The sequence below is a fragment of the Polynucleobacter arcticus genome, from assembly GCF_013307205.1.
Taxonomy (GTDB): Bacteria; Pseudomonadota; Gammaproteobacteria; order Burkholderiales; family Burkholderiaceae; genus Polynucleobacter; species Polynucleobacter arcticus.
Genome location: NZ_CP028940.1, coordinates 511121 through 531339 on the forward strand (window position 1 = coordinate 511121; position 20219 = coordinate 531339).

The 20219-nt window shown below is 47.9% G+C and carries 15 protein-coding genes and 1 pseudogene; 11 read left to right on the plus strand and 5 right to left on the minus strand.

The genetic code is table 11. The features are described 5' to 3' along the window. Positions 1–34 precede the first annotated feature (34 nt). The 5 genes and pseudogenes from rsfS to galE form a co-directional block, all read left to right on the plus strand. Positions 35–424, plus strand: a pseudogene (gene rsfS, locus DN92_RS02715) (ribosome silencing factor); the annotation flags it as partial. Between the two features lie 14 nt (positions 425–438). Beyond that, a complete protein-coding gene (gene rlmH, locus DN92_RS02720) occupies positions 439–882 on the plus strand; it encodes a 23S rRNA (pseudouridine(1915)-N(3))-methyltransferase RlmH (protein WP_173959807.1) in 444 nt (147 codons plus the stop codon). A 7-nt stretch (positions 883–889) separates the two neighbouring features. After that, entirely contained in the window at positions 890–1513 is a 624-nt protein-coding gene (locus DN92_RS02725) for a Maf family protein (protein ID WP_173959808.1), read from the plus strand. Further along, positions 1510–2973 (plus strand): ribonuclease G, encoded by a 1464-nt coding sequence (rng, locus tag DN92_RS02730; protein ID WP_173959809.1) that lies wholly within the window; start codon positions 1510–1512, stop codon positions 2971–2973. Before DN92_RS02725 ends, rng begins: the two co-directional genes overlap by 4 nt. 19 nt (positions 2974–2992) lie before the next feature. Continuing rightward, positions 2993–3997, plus strand: coding sequence for a UDP-glucose 4-epimerase GalE (gene galE / locus DN92_RS02735; protein ID WP_173959810.1), 1005 nt, complete (start codon positions 2993–2995; stop codon positions 3995–3997). On the opposite strand, the gene msbA is transcribed toward galE, so the two are convergent. Further along, the gene (gene msbA / locus DN92_RS02740; protein ID WP_173959811.1) at positions 3994–5757 is read right to left on the minus strand and encodes a lipid A export permease/ATP-binding protein MsbA; all 1764 of its coding nucleotides are present in this window, start codon (positions 5755–5757) and stop codon (positions 3994–3996) included. The two genes, galE and msbA, sit on opposite strands and share 4 nt — an antisense overlap. A gap of 10 nt (positions 5758–5767) precedes the next feature. Between msbA and DN92_RS02745 the strand changes: the two genes are divergently transcribed. The 3 genes from DN92_RS02745 to DN92_RS02755 are packed head-to-tail and all read left to right on the plus strand — an operon-like array spanning position 5768 to position 8485. Next, positions 5768–6529 carry a glycosyltransferase family 2 protein gene (locus tag DN92_RS02745; protein ID WP_173959812.1) on the plus strand — a complete coding sequence of 254 codons (762 nt, stop codon included), beginning with the start codon at positions 5768–5770 and terminating at the stop codon, positions 6527–6529. Next, on the plus strand, positions 6526–7317 hold the full coding sequence (locus tag DN92_RS02750; protein ID WP_173959813.1) for a glycosyltransferase family 2 protein: 792 nt from the start codon (positions 6526–6528) through the stop codon (positions 7315–7317). Before DN92_RS02745 ends, DN92_RS02750 begins: the two co-directional genes overlap by 4 nt. A gap of 10 nt (positions 7318–7327) precedes the next feature. Further along, positions 7328–8485, plus strand: coding sequence for a glycosyltransferase family 9 protein (locus DN92_RS02755; protein ID WP_173959814.1), 1158 nt, complete (start codon positions 7328–7330; stop codon positions 8483–8485). 27 nt (positions 8486–8512) lie between these two features. Here the strand turns inward: DN92_RS02755 and dnaE are convergent, their stop codons facing one another. Next, a complete protein-coding gene (gene dnaE / locus DN92_RS02760) occupies positions 8513–12139 on the minus strand; it encodes a DNA polymerase III subunit alpha (protein ID WP_173959815.1) in 3627 nt (1208 codons plus the stop codon). A gap of 15 nt (positions 12140–12154) precedes the next feature. Here dnaE and gluQRS point away from each other — a divergent pair, with 15 nt between their 5' ends. Then, a complete protein-coding gene (gluQRS, locus tag DN92_RS02765) occupies positions 12155–13102 on the plus strand; it encodes a tRNA glutamyl-Q(34) synthetase GluQRS (RefSeq protein WP_173959816.1) in 948 nt (315 codons plus the stop codon). On the opposite strand, the gene DN92_RS02770 is transcribed toward gluQRS, so the two are convergent. From DN92_RS02770 to DN92_RS02780, 3 genes are all read right to left on the minus strand, one after another. Then, positions 13089–14531 (minus strand): DEAD/DEAH box helicase, encoded by a 1443-nt coding sequence (locus tag DN92_RS02770; protein ID WP_173959817.1) that lies wholly within the window; start codon positions 14529–14531, stop codon positions 13089–13091. The genes gluQRS and DN92_RS02770 overlap by 14 nt on opposite strands. Before the next feature lie 6 nt (positions 14532–14537). Then, positions 14538–14942 (minus strand): GlcG/HbpS family heme-binding protein, encoded by a 405-nt coding sequence (locus DN92_RS02775; protein ID WP_173961234.1) that lies wholly within the window; start codon positions 14940–14942, stop codon positions 14538–14540. Between the two features lie 140 nt (positions 14943–15082). After that, complete coding sequence (locus DN92_RS02780; protein ID WP_173959818.1) at positions 15083–16267, minus strand: pyridoxal-phosphate-dependent aminotransferase family protein; 1185 nt, start codon at positions 16265–16267, stop codon at positions 15083–15085. 179 nt (positions 16268–16446) lie between these two features. Between DN92_RS02780 and DN92_RS02785 the strand changes: the two genes are divergently transcribed. Together DN92_RS02785 and DN92_RS02790 are read left to right on the plus strand one after the other, a co-directional pair. Further along, complete coding sequence (locus DN92_RS02785) at positions 16447–17130, plus strand: GntR family transcriptional regulator (RefSeq protein ID WP_173959819.1); 684 nt, start codon at positions 16447–16449, stop codon at positions 17128–17130. Continuing rightward, a complete protein-coding gene (locus DN92_RS02790; RefSeq protein ID WP_173959820.1) occupies positions 17127–20213 on the plus strand; it encodes an FAD-binding and (Fe-S)-binding domain-containing protein in 3087 nt (1028 codons plus the stop codon). Before DN92_RS02785 ends, DN92_RS02790 begins: the two co-directional genes overlap by 4 nt. Positions 20214–20219 lie beyond the last annotated feature (6 nt).

Genomic DNA, 20219 nt, shown 5'->3' on the forward strand with positions numbered 1-20219 from the left:
AGATCAACCTTATATACAAAATATCAAAGAAACTATGGACTTAACAAAATTACAACGTGTAGTGATTAACGCCCTTGAAGATGTCAAGGCGCAAGATATTCGCGTTTACGACACCACCAAGCTCAGTGAGCTATTTGACCGAGTCATTATTGCAACGGGTACTAGCAATCGCCAGACTCGTTCCTTGGCAATGTCCGTTAAAGAAGATGTCAATGCCAAAGGCGGAGAAGTCATCTCTGTTGAAGGCTTAGAAACCGGTGAATGGGTGCTCGTCGATTGCGGCGACATTGTGGTGCATATCTTGCAACCGGCATTGCGCGCCTACTACCAACTCGAAGGTATGTGGGGGGCCAAACCAGTCCGCGTTAAATTGGCAGCCGATAAAGGCTTAGTCAAAGCAAGTGGGCCTGAAGACGACGAAGAGTAATTTTTTTAGCAATGCGTTTAACGATTGTTTCGGTTGGTCACAAAATGCCTGAATGGGTTGCAACTGCAACCCATGATTACATTAAGCGCATGCCTGCAGATTGCAGTATTGAAATCAAAGAGATCAAGCCAGATCTGACGCCAGCCAAAGAAGCTGTCAGAATTGCCGCAGCCGTTCCCAAGGGTTCTCGTGTTATCGCTCTGGATGAGCGCGGTAAAGATCAAACTACCCAGCATGTCGCCACTCAATTAGCTCAATGGCGACAAGAGGGCTTTGACATTACCTTTTTAATTGGTGGCGCAGATGGCCTTGATCCCAGCCTGAAAGAAAGTGCTCAAGCAATGTGGCGTCTCTCAAGCCTGACCTTACCTCATGCGATGGCAAGAGTCCTTTTGGTGGAGCAACTATATCGGGCATGGACTATTCTGCAAGGCCACCCTTATCATCGCGAGTAGTCAGCTCATGTTTACCTCTATTTACCTCGCCTCACAAAGCCCACGTCGACAAGAACTACTAAAGCAAATCGGCGTGCAGTTCGAGATGCTGATTGCTGCACCTGGTGAGGATACTGAAACCCTCGAAATACCCCTACCGAATGAAAAAGCACGTGATTATGTTGAACGCGTGACGCTCGCCAAAAGCGCTATTGCCTTAGCAAGATGGCAAGAGAGCGGTAAACCTTGGGCACCGATCTTGTGCGCCGATACGACTGTGAGTCTACCCGGAAGCCTTGTTGGTGAGATTCTCGGCAAACCTAGCGATGCGGCTGATGCCACACGTATTTTGAACATGCTGAGCGGTAAAGTACATCAAGTACTCACCGCAGTCGCACTCGTAATTGATCCGAATACCAACCCTGTATGCCGCGTGCAAATATCCGAGGTGGAATTTGCCCGCCTGACCCCTGAGCAAATTACCAACTATATTGATAGTGGCGAGCCTTTTGGTAAGGCTGGCGCTTACGGCATTCAGGGGCATGGAGGCGCATTCATCCCCTCAATCAAAGGTAGTTATAGCGGTATTATGGGATTACCTATTTATGAAGTGAACCAATTATTGGATTTCGCCAAAGTTACCCGCATATGAATGAAGAAATTCTGATCAATATCACCCCCCAAGAAACACGGGTGGCACTCATTCAGCAAGGTGCCGTGCAAGAACTACAAATTGAGCGCACCCGTCAACGTGGCATTGTTGGCAATATCTATTTAGCAAAAGTTGTTCGCGTACTACCTGGTATGCAGTCTGCCTTCATTGAAGTGGGTTTAGAACGCACTGCATTTATGCACGTCGCTGACATTACGCAAAATAATCCGCAGGCACAAATTGAGAAGCTCCTCTTCGAAGGCCAAAATGTTTTAGTGCAAGTTCTCAAAGATCCGCTCGGCACTAAAGGTGCTCGACTGACTACCCAACTCAGTATTGCTGGCCGTAACTTGGTTTACTTGCCGCCAGCTGGCACTGATACAGCTACTGAAAAATATATTGGTGTATCCCAAAGAATTGATCAACCCGAAGAGCGTGAAGCCATCAAAGCGCGGCTGACAGGACTGATGCCTGATGATGAAAAGGGTGGGATTATTGTGCGCACTAGCGCCCAAGATGCCAGTGACACTGATCTACAGCACGATATGCATTACCTGCGTACCACCTGGGAAAAGATCCGCGAGGCCGTGAACTACAAAGCTGCACCAAGCCTGCTCTATCAGGATCTCAGCCTCGCTGAGCGCGTATTGCGGGATGTTGCTGGCGAAGAAACTTCAAAAATTCGAGTGGATTCAGCTGAGAACTTTGAAAAGCTCAAAGGATTTGCTACGCTCTATATGCCCAATTTATTGGATAAGCTGACACTCCATCGTGGTGAGCGCGCCCTCTTTGACTTATTTGATGTGGATGCTGAGATTAATAAGGCGCTTGGCAGAAGAGTTGACCTTAAATCTGGCGGCTACCTGATGATTGACCAAACAGAATCTATGACTACCATCGACGTGAACACAGGTAGCTATGTGGGTGCGCGTAATTTGGATGACACTGTATTTAAAACCAATCTGGAAGCTGCCCAGGCTATCGCCCGTCAACTGCGCTTACGCAATCTTGGCGGCATCATCATCATTGATTTTATTGACATGCTCAGCAAAGATCATCAAGAGTCAGTTTTACATGAACTCAAGCGAAATTTAGATCGGGATCATGCCCGCACATCAGTGAATGACTTCTCTTCATTGGGATTAGTAGAGATGACGCGCAAACGCACTCGAGAATCTCTAGCCCACATTACTTGCGAACCCTGCGCTATCTGCCAAGGCAAAGGTGAAGTTAAAACCGCACAAACCATTTGCTACGAGATTTTGCGTGAGATTGTGCGTGAACATCGACAATTCAATCCCCGCGAATTCAGAATCGTCGCTGCTCCAGACGTGATAGATCTTTTCCTTGAGGAAGAAAATCAATTCTTAGCGCAGCTAGGCGACTTTATTAGCAAGCCCATCAAACTCCAGGCTGAAGGTAGCTTCCGCCAAGAACAATACGATATTGTTCTCAGTTAACTGATTCAGCGAGGTCCATTTGAATATCTTACTAACAGGCGGCATGGGTTACATAGGCAGCCATACTGCCGTCCTTCTGGCAAATGCTGGTCACCAAGTCTACATTTATGACAATCTTTGCAATAGCCATGCGTCTACTTTGGAGCGTATTCAAAAAATTACCACGAGAACCATCGGATTTACCGAGGGGGATATCCGGAACACCGAAAAGCTCACCCAAGTTTTGCGTGAGCAAAAAATTGAGGCAGTCATTCATTTAGCCGGCTTAAAGGCTGTTGGGGAGTCCTCACAGAAGCCGATTGAATACTATGCAAATAATGTGCAAGGCAGTATTAGCCTCATTCAGGCAATGCAATTGGCTGGCATCAATACCTTAGTCTTTAGTAGCAGTGCAACCGTGTACGGAGATCCCACATACCTGCCCTATGATGAAGATCACCCCACCAAACCAACAAATCCTTATGGTCGAAATAAGCTCCAGATTGAAGACATACTCAGAGACCTGAGTGCGAGTGATCAAGAATGGAAGATTGGTTGCCTGCGATATTTCAATCCCGTTGGCGCTCATGAATCCGGACTAATCGGAGAGGATCCGAATGGCATTCCGAATAATTTAATGCCGATGATTGGGCGGGTAGCAAATGGAGCATTGCCATCACTCAATATTTTTGGAGATGATTACGATACCCCTGATGGCACAGGAAAACGGGACTATATTCATGTCATGGATTTAGCCGAGGGGCATCTAGCAGCACTGAATTGGCTCAAAACCAATCCGGGCTGCCACATCTTTAACTTAGGAAGTGGCGACAGTTACAGTGTTTTAGACCTACTTCATCATTTTGAGGAAGCTAGCAGCCAGAAAATCCCATATCAAGTAGTAGGCCGTCGACCAGGAGATTTGCCTGAGTACTACGCTAAGGCTGATAAAGCCAATAGATTGCTTGGCTGGAGTGCCAAGAAAAATCTATCCGATATTTGCAGCAGCTCTTGGCTTTGGATCAAGAACTCTCGAAAGCATTAAGCATTCGAAAACTGAATACGATGAAGATTGGCATACAAACCATCCTTAACAATCAGCTCTTCATGTGAGCCATTCTCGATCACTTGACCATGTTCGAGAACTACAATGCGATCCGCATGCTCAATGGTTGATAAGCGGTGAGCAATCACTAAGGTAGTTCTACCAGCCATCAATCGCTCTAAGGCATCTTGCACTTGACGCTCGGATTCAGAATCCAAGGCTGAAGTAGCTTCATCCAAAATCAGGATTGGCGCATTCTTGTATATCGCCCTGGCAATCGCCAAACGCTGACGCTGACCACCCGACAAACGGTTACCGCTATCACCAATTTGCGTATCAATACCCTCTGGTAATTCTCTCATCAGGGCAGATAAGTTGGCCGCTTCGAGCGCCTCGATCACACGGCCACGATCGATGCCTTCCGGACCAACCGCGCCATAGGCTACGTTTGCAGCAATGCTATCGTTAAAGAGAATGACATCCTGGCTTACAAAGGCGATTTGCTTGCGCACGTCAGTCAGAACAATATCCTCCAGCGGAATGCCATCTAAGAAAATTTGCCCACTAGTAGGCTTATAGAAACGGGGCAATAAATTCACCAAAGTAGACTTGCCACCTCCGGATGGGCCGACAAAGGCTACAACCTCACCGGGGTTAATGCTTAAGTTCACATTAGCAAGAGCATCCTTACGCCCGACCTCCTGCTGATAGGAGAAGCCTACATCTTCGAATCGGATAGCGCCCTTAGCTTTATCAAGGGGCTTCATATTTTCTTTGCGAGATTCATCCTCTTCAAAGGGTTGATCCATGAGGGAAAAAATCATTTCTGCAGCAGTAAGACCGCGCTGCAAAGGCTGATTAATATCAGCCAAATGCTTGATCGGTGAAATCACCAACATCATGGCAGTAATAAAAGCTGCAAAACCACCTACAGTAGTTCCTTCAGCAGCAGATTGCATCAGAGCAATGACTAGCACAATGGATAGTGCCATGGAGGCAATGAGTTGGGTAATCGGCTGATTGAGTCCACCAGCCACTGCGGACTTTAAAGCGAACTGGCGCAGACGATCTGCCTTATCCATGAAACGGCGCATCTCATACCCTTCAGCACCATGTACCTTCACAATCTTATAACCAGCAGCAGCTTCTTCTACGATATAGGCAAGCTCGCTAGTTAAAGCCTGTTGTTCACGATTTAAACTGCGTAGACGCTTATTAATCTTGCTCATCACAAAAGCAATAATCGGAAAAATGATTAGTACCACTAGAGTCAACTGCCAATTTAAATAAATGAGGTAGCTGATTAAACCAATAACCGTTAGCGAATCTCTCACTAAACTAATTAACATCCCCCCCATAATCGAAAGAACATTGTTCACCTCAAAAACAACGGCATTGATTAAATTAGACGCGGAATTCTTCTGAAAGAAAGTAGTTTTTGCATGTAACAGTGTTTGAAACATCTGCTGACGCAATTTCAGCAGCACCGCATTAATTACACGCGTCAGTAAGTAATTGGATAAGAATTGAGCCAGACTTCGAACAAGAGCCAAGCCGACCAAGAAAACGGGCACCTGCCACAACTTACTATCAAGCTGCCCCGTAAATCCCTTGTCTAACAAAGGCTTCATTAAGGCCGGTATGGAGGTTTCAGCACCAGCAACCAGAGCCATGGCTAGTAAAGAGCCAATAATCAGGCGAATATGGGGCTTGAGGTACTGAATTAAGCGATTTAGGGCGGTACGGTCTTGAGCATTCATATAATGAATTATGCCCACCTTATCCGTCATACTCATCACCCGCAATGAAGAGGCCAATTTGGCCGATTGTTTGAGCTCCCTCGAGGGGATTGCCCAGCAAATTGTGGTGGTGGATACCAACAGCAGCGATCGAACCCTGGAAATCGCCAAAAAGTATGGGGCTGTTATTGCCCAACCAGCCGATTGGCCTGGTTTTGGCCCCCAAAAGAACCGTGCTTTAGAGTTGGCAACCGGCGACTGGGTCCTTTCCCTAGATGCCGATGAAAGGCTCACTCCAGCCCTCCGCAGTGAAATTCTGACAGCCATCCATCATTCTGCTCACATAGACTGTTTTGCTATTCCACGCCTTTCTTGGTACTGCGGTCGCTTTATTCGCCACTCTGGCTGGAGCCCAGATTACGTTGATCGCCTGTTTAAGCGTGGCACTGCCCACTTTTCTAATGACCTAGTGCATGAGCGCCTCATCCCCAATGGTCAAGTAGCTAAACTAGAAAATCCTATGCTGCACTTTAGCTTCATGGACTTCTCACAAGTACTACAAAAAATTGATCGTTACTCCACTGCTTCGGCAGAACAGGCTTTTGCTAAAGGAAGGCGTAGCAATCCTCTGAAAGCCATTTTGCATGGCTTATGGGCCTTCATCAGAACCTACTTCATTAGAGCTGGTTTCTTAGATGGCTATGAGGGTCTTGCTTTAGCTATTTCAAATGCCGAAGGCAGTTATTACCGCTATATGAAAATTTGGCTCCTTCAAAAGCAAGCAGAAAAATGAAGATCAGCGTGATCGTTGCAACCTACAACAGAATCAATGCACTCGATTTTGTTTTGCAATCCTTAGACACTCAAACCGACCAGAATTTTGAAGTTCTGATTGCTGATGACGGCTCAAAATCTGACACTAAGAATTTCATTGAGTCTTTCAAGCTGCGTACTAAACTACAGATCAAGCATGTTTGGCATGAAGATTCAGGCTTTCGTTTGGCACTCATCCGCAATCGCGCGAGCGCAGAGGCCTCCGGAGACTATTTCATATACCTGGATGGGGACTGTGTTGTACAGCCTGATTTTGTAGAGCAACATAGAAAACTGGCAAAAACGGGTTGTTTTACGACTGGGAGTCGAGTCTTATTAAACGAGATCCTCACTAAGACAATCCTCTCCTGGCCCAAATGGGACTTTGAAAAATTTTCTGATCACTTATTAAGCTATCGGCTGTCTAGCGGCATCAACAAATACTGGCCACTGAAGATCAAGCTGGGTGACGGGGCTTGGCGCAACTACAAAAAGTTCGTATGGCGCCGCATCAAGGGCTGTAATCTAGCCTGCTGGAAAACCGATGCGCTAGCTATTGGCGGCTTTGATGAAACCATGACAGGCTGGGGTCACGAGGATGCAGATTTTGTTTTCAGACTTCAGAATAAGGGCTTGATTCGTAAGTCGGGTTCTTGGTCTACAGAAGTGTTACATTTATACCACCGCATCAACGATCAATCTAACGCCGCAGAAAATGCGCGTCGTGTGCGTGAAAAAATTCTGGCTAAGGCTACATCAGTTGAGTGACATTAAGCCCATGACTGCATGCTCGGCACTAAGACCTAAAAAGGTTTTGTTTATTGCCACTCGACAAATTGGCGATGTACTCGTAACGACGCCGCTCATTTCAAAGGCACGTGAGCTTTGGCCAGATGCGGAGTTTCATTTTCTGGGCTATCGCGGTAAGCTCGACATGCTCAATGGCAACCCAGATATTGCCCGGACTATTGAAACCTCAGACCGCCCCAGCCTCAAAGAATATCTCTCCTTATTTTTTAAACTCTTTCAGCGCTACGACTTAGCAGTAGTCACGCAACCGAGTGATCGTGCCTATCTTTATGGTTTGGTAGCGGCCCATCAACGGGTCGGCGTACTAGGGGGGCATCCGCAAGGATTAACACCTCAGGATAAGGAAAAGAAAAGTAAAAGTGATCGGCAGAATGCCTGGAAGAAAGCCATTAGCTTGCATACGGTTGATGTCGACTACTTCGCACAACACGTCATCACGGAAAAGCTACGCCTGCTTGAGGTTTTTTATAAAAACACACAAGACCTATTTGACAAACCCATTTCGGTTACTCCACCCACTGGAGAGCCTATCACCCCAAGTATTGCCATTCAACTTCATTCACCCTATGTGGTGATACACCCAGGGCCCCTGACCGCTTACAAACGCTGGCCGCTTAGTTATTGGCAGACCTTACTGACTTGGATTGTCAAACACGGATTTCAAGTGGTCCTGAGTGCGTCACCAGCAAAACAAGATCTTCAGCTCAATCAGGACATCCTCTCTTTGTTGGATGAAGAGACTCGTCAGAATGTTGTTGATGCCGCCGGGCTTCTAACGATTCCTCAAGCAGGGACATTGATTCGAGGAGCGCATGCTTATATTGGGGTAGATACCTCCATCACCCACCTTGCAGCAGCCTGTAACACCCCAACCATTGCTTTATTTGGTCCCACTCCACCAAGCAACTTTGGGCCTTGGCCTAACGGGTTTATTGGGATGCAGCCCTATCAATTAAGAGCGCGCACGCAAACCGTGGGTAATGTCACGATCTTGCAAGGTCCAGGTGAATGCGTGCCCTGCCGTAAAGCGGGTTGTGAAGATCGCGCTAGTAGCAAAAGTGAATGCTTAGACCGACTAGAACCGATACAAGTGATTGAAGCATTTCAATGCGCAATCATGAAATAAAAACTAAGTGATGTCGGTGATACTAATTTACTGGTATTGAACCTGAACAGTATTAGATTGTTTTGTAGCTAGGATTTGATTCAGGCTGTGTAGACAAGCGTCATCAGGATAAATGCGCAATTCTTCTGGGAACTGCATCAGGCAAGCGCCACCACTCGTAGTGACGTTGGCAGTCAACATTAAACCCTTCATACCCTCATTGCCACCTGGCATCGTTGCGGCTGCAGGTCCTAACCTGGGATCCCGCACGCGATTGCTCATGAGATAAGGACCGATTTGGCTACGCAAGGATTTGAGGTCAGTGGCTGAATCAATACTGAGATGAATATTGCGGGCAAAACGCATTCTCGCGCCAGTGATATCCATCACTGCCTCAGACACGATACGCACCCCACCAGAAAACTTATCTGGCGTAATGTTGACTTTGGCAACTAATAGCTCATCCTCTTTCAGCCAAGAGCGATTAGGTTCATAGACTTCGCTGTAAAGGGTTACTTCAATTGCAGCAGTACCATCATCAATGGTGGCAATCATCATGCGGCCACGCTGACCTGTGAGCATCCGCGCAGAAGTAATAATGCCGGCGATGAGCTGGTCCTTACCCTCGGTCACCTTCGCTAATGGCTGACGTATGAAATGCGCTGTCTCGTCGCGGTAAGCATCGAACATATGTCCAGTTAAACAAAGCCCAAGAGCATTTTTCTCATCCTGAAGACGCTTCTTTTCTGACCAGGGTAGCTCGCGAACTAACTCAGGTAAATGACGATCCTCTTCACCTGCTACTTCAAACAAACTCACCTGATTGATTGAGGCTTCAGCTTGTTCTGCCGCCTCAATTGCACGGGCAAGCGAAGCCAATAAAGTGGATCGAATATCGTAAGGATTACCGCCGGCAGCAATGAGGTCTTTGTATAGACTATCGAAGGCACCGGCACGCATCAAAGCCTCAATCGCACGACGATTGACTTGCCTACGATCGACTCGCGCACAGAAATCAAATAAATCCTTAAATGGGCCACCAGCCTCACGCGCTTTTACGATGATCTCAATCGCCGCTTCGCCAGTACCCCTGACAGCACCCAAACCATAACGAATGTGACTGATCGGTGAGTCAGGCGCAGCATCAGGCGCACGCAACGGCGTAAATACATACACACCAGTATTAATGTCGGGTGAGAACACCCGAATCTGATTGGCCAAACAATCGTCATACAAAATCTTCACCTTATCGGTGTCATCCATTGCCAGTGATAAGTTGGCCGCCATAAATTCAGCTGGATAGTTCGCCTTTAACCAAGCGGTTTGATATGCCAAGAGTGCATAGGCTGCAGCGTGGGATTTGTTAAATCCGTAGCCGGCAAAACGCTCCATCAAGTCATAGATCTCATTGGCCTTACCTTCGGTAATACCACCGGCTTTTGCGCCATCACTAAAGATCTTGCGATGCTGCGCCATCTCTTCAGGTTTCTTCTTACCCATCGCACGGCGCAACATATCGGCGCCACCTAAAGAGTAGCCGCCGATCATCTGCGCCATCTGCATGACCTGCTCTTGATAGACCATGATGCCGTAGGTTTCTTGGAGAACAGGCTCAATACGGGGATCTGGATACTCTACTTTTTGACGTCCATGCTTACGCTCAATAAAGTCAGGGATCAAATCCATTGGGCCTGGGCGATAGAGTGCTACCAGCGCAATAATGTCTTCGAAGCGGTCAGGCTTTGCTTCACGCAGCATGCCTTGCATACCGCGACTCTCCAACTGGAAGACGGCAACGGTATTGGCATTCTTTAAAACCTCAAATGCCTTCTCGTCATCAAGCGCTATCTCGCCAATATTCCAATCTTTTCGATCCGCATGGAGTGTCTTGATCCACTTCTCAGCAGCTGCCAAAATAGTGAGGGTCGTTAGACCCAAGAAGTCGAATTTAACAAGGCCTATCGCCTCGACGTCATCTTTGTCAAACTGGCTGATGACCGAACCACTCTCCTGCTCTTTGGAGTCTTTTGCTTCCTGTGTATAGAGCGGGCAAAAATCCGTTAAACGGCCAGGAGCGATTAATACACCACCCGCATGCATACCGACGTTACGAGTCATACCTTCTAACTGCTGAGCTAGGGATAGAAGCTGGCGCACCTCATCCTCATTCTTTTCGCGCTCACCTAATTGCTTCTCTTCCTTCTTCGCCATTTCAATAGTCATGTACTGGCCCGGCTTATTGGGAATTAACTTGGCAATCCCATCTACGAAGTTGTAGCCCTGCTCCAGTACGCGACCTACGTCACGAATGGCTGCTCTTGCCGCCATCGTTCCAAAGGTGGCGATTTGACTAACCGCATCTTTGCCGTACTTATCTTTTACATACTGAATGACGCGATCGCGCCCATGCTGACAGAAATCGATATCGAAGTCGGGCATGGATACCCGCTCTGGATTGAGGAAGCGCTCGAAGAGTAAGTTGTAGCGCAGTGGATCAAGATCAGTAATACCTAGTGAGTATGCAACTAAGGATCCCGCACCAGATCCACGACCTGGGCCAACCGGCACACCATTATTTTTCGCCCAGTTAATAAAGTCCGCAACAATTAAGAAGTAGCCTGGGAATCCCATCTGCGCAATCGTCTTCACTTCAAAGACGAGGCGCTCGCGGTAGCGGGTCTCCTCTTTGGCGCGTTCTTCTGGATCTGGGAAATTGCGCTCCATATGGCGCTTCAAACCCACTTCCGATTGCTGCAATAAATAATCATCGAGCGTGATGCCGGGCGGTGTCGGAAAATCCGGTAAGCGTGGCTGACCCAAAGTCAGAGAGAGATTGCAGCGTTTAGCAATTTCTACTGAGTTTGCCAGCGCAACTGGTAAATCCGCAAAGCGCTTTTCCATCTCCGCTTGAGAGAGAAAATATTGCTCTTCACTAAATTTCCGAGTACGGCGAGGGTTACCTAGCAACTCACCCTCGGCAATACAGACCCGCGCCTCATGTGCTGTGAAATCACTTCTCTGCATGAACTGCACAGGATGCGTAGCCACGATGGGTAAATCTAATTCACTAGCAAGGTGACAAGCAAGCTGTAGGTGTTTTTCATCCTGAGGATGGCCGCCACGCTGAACTTCAATAAAGAACGCATTGGGAAATAGCTTTGCCCAATGTTGAGCGGCAGCTTTGGCTTGAACTTCTTGATCAGCTAAGAGCGCGGTACCAACATCACCCCAGCGTCCGCCTGAAAGTGCGATTAAACCAAATGACAGTGTTCTTTTTGCTGCTTTATCTTCCGCCTTAGAGGCAGGCTCATTAAACCACTTGGGATTGATCTCGGCGCGACCACGCGACTGATTCTCTAGGGAGGCCTTGCTTAACAACTGGCAAAGATTGAGGTAGCCAGAATGGTTTTGAACCAAAAGCAATAAACGGTGGGGTTGATCAGGATCTTGAGGATTGCTAATCCACACATCAGCCCCAGCAATCGGTTTAATACCGCTAGAGCGAGCAGCAGTATAAAAACGGACTAAGCCAAATAGATTACTTAAATCTGTCAGGGCCAAAGCGCCCATACCGTCTTTTTCGGCAGCAGCTACCGCATCGTCAATGCGAACGACGCCATCCGTAATGGAAAACTCGGAATGGACGCGTAGATGAACAAAATGGGGTGAAGCCATGAGATCATTTTAGCTGTGCCGAACCTCAAAAACCCCTCACCCCCAGCCGACGGCTATCGCGGGCGATTTGCCCCCTCACCTACAGGTCCGCTGCATGCGGGATCGTTGGTTGCCGCCCTCGGAAGCTGGCTAGATGCCCGTCAAAATCAAGGGAAATGGCTGCTCAGGATCGAGGATTTAGATACCCCCCGCTGTATTCCGGGGGCCGATCAAGAAATCCTGCGCCAGTTGCTTACCTGCGGCCTCTCTTGGGACGAGGAGCCAAGCTGGCAATCCCAGCGTCGGGAACACTACCAAAACGCTCTGGAGCGCTTAAATGCGCTCCAAACCATCTATCCCTGCACTTGCTCTCGACAAACCATTGCAAGCGCTCTTGGATCCCACGGCGTGATTACCCCTCGCAATCAAGAAATGGTCTATCCAGGCACTTGCCGACCCAGCCAAATGATGGCGAATGATGCAATTGCTAAGCCAGCGACTGCATGGAGACTTGCCCTCCCCCCGAATCTAGTAATGGAGTTTGAAGATCTCATGCTAGGAAAGCAGCATCAAGCCTTAAGCCAGGGGGTGGGGGATTTTGTCTTGCGCCGCCGGGATGACGTATTCACCTACCAACTCGCTGTCGTGGTGGATGATGCCGAGCAAGGAATTACCCATGTCGTGCGTGGACAAGATTTACTCAGCAATACAGCGCGACAAATTTATCTGCAAAAGATCCTGGGGTATTTAACTCCAAGTTATTTGCACCTGCCGCTTGTACTGGATGAGCACGGTGAAAAACTCAGTAAGCAAACTTTAGCGACAGCCATTCATACTGAAAATGCACAACAGGCTTTACAGGAATTACGTAAAGCAGCGGTGCATTTAGGATTGAGCAATCTGCCCGATGGAAAAGCTATCTCCATTGCTGAGTGGCTTTTAGCAGCCACCCAAGCCTGGAATAGAAAAATTACTTCTTCTTAAAGCCGCCGAGTAAGGCGCCAACGGCTGGCTTCGCAGGCGTAATGCCGACTTTTTTCTCTTCGGAGTTAGTAGTGACAGAGGTCGGCTGAGGTGCAGCACTAGGCTCATACGGCTTATAGAAAAACGGGTCTGACATTTTTGCCGGCGCCTCGTATCGTGACGCACTTCTGCTTGATGCAGAGCTAGAGCTAGGGCTAGAACTAGAGCTAGGATTGCCTTCAGGCAAAGGCTGAACATCTAACTTTCGCTTCATCAACTTTTCGATGTCATCGAGTAAGCGTTTTTCACTGGCATCAACTAAGGCAATCGCATCGCCCTTACTACCTGCACGACCAGTACGACCAATACGGTGAATAAAGTCTTCAGCGTTGTAAGGTAACTCATGATTAATCACGCAAGGCATCGATGGAATATCGAGACCACGTGCAGCCACATCCGTTGCCACCAGTGCTTCAATCGCACCAGACTTAAATGCATCCAAAGTTAACGTACGCTCGCCCTGACTCTTGTCGCCATGAATCGCGCCCGCTTTAATACCCTCACGCTCTAGCGCTCGAGATAATTTTGCGCAACCTAAACGGCTGTTGGTAAAAATAATGCACTGACGTGATAAACCTTGACGAGTACGTGCCTCAAGCACCTTGACAATCGCGCGCTGCTTATCAGCGCTGGCAACCATGTGTATCACTTGTTTGACGGTATCAGCTGCTGCATTCTGACGCGCCACCTCTACCGTGACTGGTGTACGCAAATAACTCTGTGCTAATTTTTTAATCTCAGGAGAAAACGTTGCTGAGAACAATAATGTTTGGCGCTGCGCAGGAATTAAATCAATGATGCGCTGTAAGTCTGGCAAGAAACCCATATCGAGCATACGATCGGCTTCATCCAAGACCAGGATTTCCACTTGGGAGAGATTCGCCACTTTGGAGCCAATGTGATCGAGCAAACGTCCTGGGGTAGCGATCAAGATCTCCACGCCACCACGCAATGTCGCCACTTGCTCTTTCATATCCACGCCACCATAAACCACAGCAGCGCGTAAATCCGTGTGCTTCGAGTAGCTTGCTGCGTTCTCAGCAACCTGAACAGCCAACTCACGTGTTGGTGTTAAGACTAAGGCACGAATGGGATGCCGCGCAGGTGAAGCGCTGCTACTAGCGTGACGCAAAATCTGTTGAATGATGGGCAGTACAAAAGCGGCCGTCTTACCGGTACCAGTTTGTGCTGCACCCATCAAATCGCTGCCAGCCAAAACATGGGGAATAGCTTGGGCTTGAATCGGAGTTGGGGTGTTGTAACCCTGCTCGGATACCGCTTTTTGAATCTTAGGGTCTAAGCCAAAGTCAGCAAAAGTAATTGTTGCTGGGGGGGCGCTGCTCTCAGCAGCGCCGGTGGGGAGGTTTATTTCAGGAACAGTATTTATCAAAGTAACTTACAGAATGGCCGCAATGCCGGCTTTAGCAGTTTCAGCATCCTCGGTTGATTTAACGCCGGAAACGCCGACTGCGCCGATGGTAAACCCATTTACCTCGATATTGACGCCACCTTCCAACATGCCCGACACATGTGGGGCAGATAAAAAAGCATGACGGCCGTTATTAATGATTTCTTCATAAACACGAGTCTCGCGTTTACCCATCGCCGAAGTCCGAGCCTTCTCTTGTGCAATGTAGGTAGACAAAGGAGCGCAACCATCACGACGGATTAAACCCATCACATGTCCACCATCATCGCAAACCGCAATGGTGACGGCGAAATTATTTGCTGCAGCATATTTATCCGCTGCATCCAAAATCTTTTGAACATCAGCTTGAGTTAAATACGGTTTAGTTGCCAACATGTTGAATCTTTCTATCTCGAATATGTTTTATTTGACGAAACTGCCATCTGTATAAGTACTTGAATTATAAAGGGTGTTAACCAGTGGATTCACCAGCTAACACCCTTTTTCTACCCTAATTACGCCCAACTGACTGATTATTTTAGAAATTCTTGGGCAGCAACCACGCCACTTGCCTTGGGCTTAAAGCCCATAGCACCCAAACTCATCTCCACGCCACTGAGCGCAGCCATCAGGCTGAGTTCATTACAGTCGCCTAAATGACCAATACGGAAAGCCTTGCCTTTGATTTTTCCAAGGCCTGTACCGAGGGATAAATTGAACTTCTCGAGAGCATGCTTACGCAGTACATCAGCGTTCATGCCCTCTGGCACAGCAATGCAAGTCAGCACTGGTGAGTAGCAATCCTTATCCTGACATTGGATTTCTAAGCCCCATGCATTGACTGCCTCACGACAAGCTGCTGCCAAACGTTGATGACGCGCAAAGATCGTGTCCAGGCCCTCAGCCATCATCATGTCGAGCGCCTCGTGTAATCCGTACATTAAATTCGTGCTCGGGGTTGTAGGCCAGTAACCTGTTTTGTTGGACTCCAAGATCTCATCCCAAGCCCAATAGGCTTTAGGCATCTTGTTCGTCTTACTCACTTCAATCGCTCTGGCCGATACAGCATTAAAGCCAATACCCGGGGGGAGCATCAAACCTTTTTGTGAGCCGGATACAGTCACGTCAGCGCCCCATTTGTCATGCTCATAGTCTGCAGAGCCTAAGCCAGAAACCGTATCAACCAAGAGCAACGCTGGGTGCTTTAGTGAGTCAATCGCTTTACGAACCGCCGCAATATTCGAAGTAACACCAGTAGAGGTTTCGTTATGAACCACACAGACAGCCTTGATTTCATGTCCAGTGTCTTTGCGTAAACGCTCTTCAATCACAGATGCATCAACACCCCAACGCCAAGTGTCTTGTCCTGGCTTACCTACTACCTCAACATTTAAACCAAGACGCTTACCTAAGGCAACCCACAAGTTAGCAAACTGACCGGTTTCATAAAAGAGAACCTTGTCACCGGGATTAAGGACGTTCACTAAAGCGCCTTCCCATGAGCCAGTACCAGAGGCGGAATACACAATCACCGGTTGCTCAGTCTTGAAAATCTTCTTGATGCCATCCAAAACCTTGAGACCGAATGCGCCGAATTCAGGGCCACGGTGATCGATTGTTTGATAGCTAATCGCCCTCAGAATGCGTGGAGGCACTGGACTTGGGCCAGGAATGTGTAAAAAATGACGCCCCGAAAGGTGGTTATCTAGTTTTAGCATGCTGAGTCTCGCTTGGTTTTTGTAGTTAATCTTGCCGGTCAGTGTAAGTCACTTTTTAGAGATTTACAATTTTGTATGCAAAATATTTATAAAATAATCAAAAAATAAGGCATTTACAGCGTTATTTAAGCTTGTAGATGGTTTATAGTCATTATGTATACAAATTTAAGGCATTTCACATGATGCTCACAACGCCAGCAAATACGCAAAACTTGCACGAGGCTATCTTCCTGAAGCTCAGGGCTTTATTGGTAGAGGGCGCCATTACGCCTGGCAGCAAGCTCAATGAACGTGAGCTAGCGGAGCAGCTTAACGTCTCACGCACACCCATTCGTGAGGCTATTAAACGCCTAGCTGCTGATGGACTGGTTGAGTTGATCGCCAACCGCGGTGCCATTGCAGTGCAGCTGACTCGGGACGACATCATTCACACCTTTGATGTAATCGCCAATTTAGAAGGCTTTTCCGGAGAGCTAGCAGCACAAAATATCAGCGATCAAACACTCATCGAGCTCGAAGCACTCCAATACGAAATGATGGCCTCGTATGCCCGCAGAGATTTATCTAGCTACTACCGACTCAACCTCAAGATTCATCAAGCGATTAATCACGCAGCGAACAACCCTGTTCTCAGTCAATTATTTAGCCAAGTCAACGCGCGCATTGAAGCGCTGCGCTTTCGCTCCAATCAAGATGGTGTGAAGTGGGAAAAAGCAGTCGAGGAACATCAAGAAATGTTGGATGCATTAAAAGCACGCGATAGCGTACGGATGCGCAAGGTCATGATGCAGCATGTCATGAATAAACGGGATGTTGTTATTCAATTAGTTGACTCAGAATCTACAGAGAAGGTTGCAGCATGAATAAGCCAGTTGATTTTCCATTGCCAGAATTCGTTGCCAATAGGGCAGAGTTAGCCAAGCGCCTCAAACAAGAAACTGCTGGCGAGGTAATGACCGACACCGCTAGTCGCGGACGCTATGCAACCGATGCATCCATCTATCAAGCGATGCCTGTTGCCGTCTTGGTACCTAAAACTGCCGAAGATATTGCGACAGCTATTCAAATTGCTGCTGATCTAGGTGTTCCCGTTTTACCTCGTGGTGGTGGTACTAGCCAATGTGGTCAAACTACTGGCACAGCGTTGGTGATCGACAACACCAAATACTTTCGCAAGCTCTTGCATGCAGATCCAGCCAAGGCCACAGCAATTGTGGAGCCAGGTATTGTGCTCGATCATCTCAATGCAGCACTCAAGCCACACGGCCTTTGGTACCCAGTAGACGTTTCCACCGGTGGACAAGCCACCATTGGCGGTATGGCTGGTAATAACTCCTGCGGAAGTCGCTCTATTGCTTACGGCAATATGGTGCACAACGTTTTAGGGATCGATGCTTGGCTAGCAAATGGTCAAGTAGCCCAATTTGGAAACTACGCCAATAGCTCCGGCACTGCGAAACAATTGGGTGATTTTGTTAAAGGTCTTGCCGACAAACTCCAACCTGAGATCGAGGCCCACTTTCCCAAAGTAATGCGTCGGGTTGCGGGATACAACCTCGATGTCTTTCATCCACAAAGCGAACTGCCGTATACGCAAGATGGTAGCGTCAATTTAGCGCACCTCTTAGTAGGCAGTGAAGGCACATTAGCGTATTTCAAATCCCTAGAACTCAAGCTAGCGCCATTACCGCAGCACAAAGTGCTTGGGGTAGTGAACTTTTCCAGCTTCTTTAAAGCAATGGATAGCGCGCAGCACATTGTTAAGCTGGGACCTACTGCTGTCGAGTTAGTGGATCGCACTATGATTGACTTAGCACGTCACAACCCCAGCTTCAAGAAAACCATTGAAACTGCACTAATTGATGCAAGTACTCAAACGCCTGGGGCGATTTTGCTAGTCGAGTTTTCTGGCGAGTCACATGCACCCTTGCTCGAAAAAATAAAATCTTTGCAAAACCTCATGGGTGACCTTGGACTTCCAGGCTCAGTGGTTGCTATGCCGGATGCGGGCTTACAAAAGAATTTATGGGAAGTGCGTAAAGCTGGTCTCAACATCATGATGAGTCTCAAGGGGGATGGTAAGCCAGTCAGCTTTATTGAAGACTGCGCAGTGCCCTTAGAGAGTCTTGCTGAATATACCCAAGCATTGACAGATGTATTTTCTAAATACGGATCACGGGGTACCTGGTACGCGCACGCCTCAGTTGGAACCTTGCATGTCCGCCCTATTTTAGATATGCGTCGTGATGGCGCTCAGAAGATGCGTGCAGTAGCTGAGGAAGCTTCAGCCTTGGTTCGCAAATACAAAGGCGCCTATAGCGGTGAACATGGCGATGGTCTTTGCCGAGGTGAATGGATCTCCTGGCAATTTGGACCCAAGATTACCGAAGCGCTTGGAGAAATCAAGCATGCCTTTGACCCCAAGGGATTATTTAATCCTGGAAAGATTGTTAATCCACCAAAGATGGATGATGCAAGCAATTTCCGCTTTCCACCTAACTACAAAATCATTCCGCTGCAGCCTGCTTTAGATTGGTCTGCTTGGAATGTGCAGAACAACCCTGTCACCGAAGAAACCAGCGCACCTGGCACTGGTGGTGATCCTGCAATGGGTTTCTCCAAAGCGGTAGAGATGTGCAATAACAATGGTCACTGTCGTAAGTTTGACGCCGGAGTCATGTGCCCTAGCTATCGCCTGACTCGTGATGAGAAACACCTCACGCGTGGTCGCGCCAACACCTTACGGCTCGCACTTTCCAATCAATTGGATATCCAAGATGGGAGCTCACCCCTTGGTAGCGATGCCATTAAAGAAGTGATGGATTTATGCGTCAGTTGTAAAGCCTGCCGCCGCGAATGTCCTACTGGCGTAGACATGGCCAAGATGAAGATTGAGTTCTTATCGGCTTATAAGAAGCGGACTGGTCACACAATGCGTGATCTCGCTGTTGCCTACTTACCGAAATACGCCCCTATCATCAGCAGTATTCCGGGGCTACCTGCATTACTTAATCTGCGTAATCACATTGCGCCGATTGCCAAACTACAAGAGTGGTTAATGGGGATTTCTGCACAAAGAAGTCTGCCAATCTGGAAAGCGAAGACCTTTTGGAATAATCCAAGTGCAATTGCGCCTTATCAATTTACACCCGCAGAACTGAGTAAATTAGATGCAAATGGCAATAAGGGTGTGGTGTTATTAGCCGATACCTTTAATGCCTATTTTGAGGATGAAAACTTACGTGCAGCTATTCAAGTTTTAACAGCTGCTGGCTATCGTGTTCACATTCCCCAAAAGACCAAAAATTCAAGTGCCAGTTCAGACAATGCAAATACCTGCTCTAAAGAATTTTGCTGTGGTCGTACTTATCTGGCAGCTGGTATGGTGGACAAGGCCAAGGCAAGCCTAGATGAATTAGTAAACCATCTAGCCCCTTTTGCGGAGAACAATATTCCGATCATTGGTCTTGAGCCTTCTTGTCTTTTCACCTTAAAGGATGAAGCATTAGTAATGGGCTTTGGTGAGCGAGCAGTGACTGTCAGTAAGCATGCACAGCTCTTAGAAGAATTTTTAGCCAGTGAGGCTAAGGCAGGCAAGCTCAAGCTGACATTGAAAACGGCATCGCGCCCAGTGTTGTTCCATGGTCACTGCCATCAAAAGGCATTTGCAGCTGTGACACCAGCACTTGAGCTCTTGAAACTCATTCCGAATGCGGAGCCCAAACTCATTGAGTCTTCTTGTTGTGGCATGGCCGGTAGCTTTGGTTATGAGTCGGAACACATTGAAGTATCCAAGCAAATGGCGGAAGCTAGCCTCTTGCCCGCGATTCGTAAAGCGCCAGAGAGTTGGGTCGTTGCTGATGGTACTAGTTGCCGTCATCAGATTGCCGATGGAACGCAAAGAGAAGCTGTGCATATCGCCAAGATCTTGGCAGCCCACCTCTAAGACAGC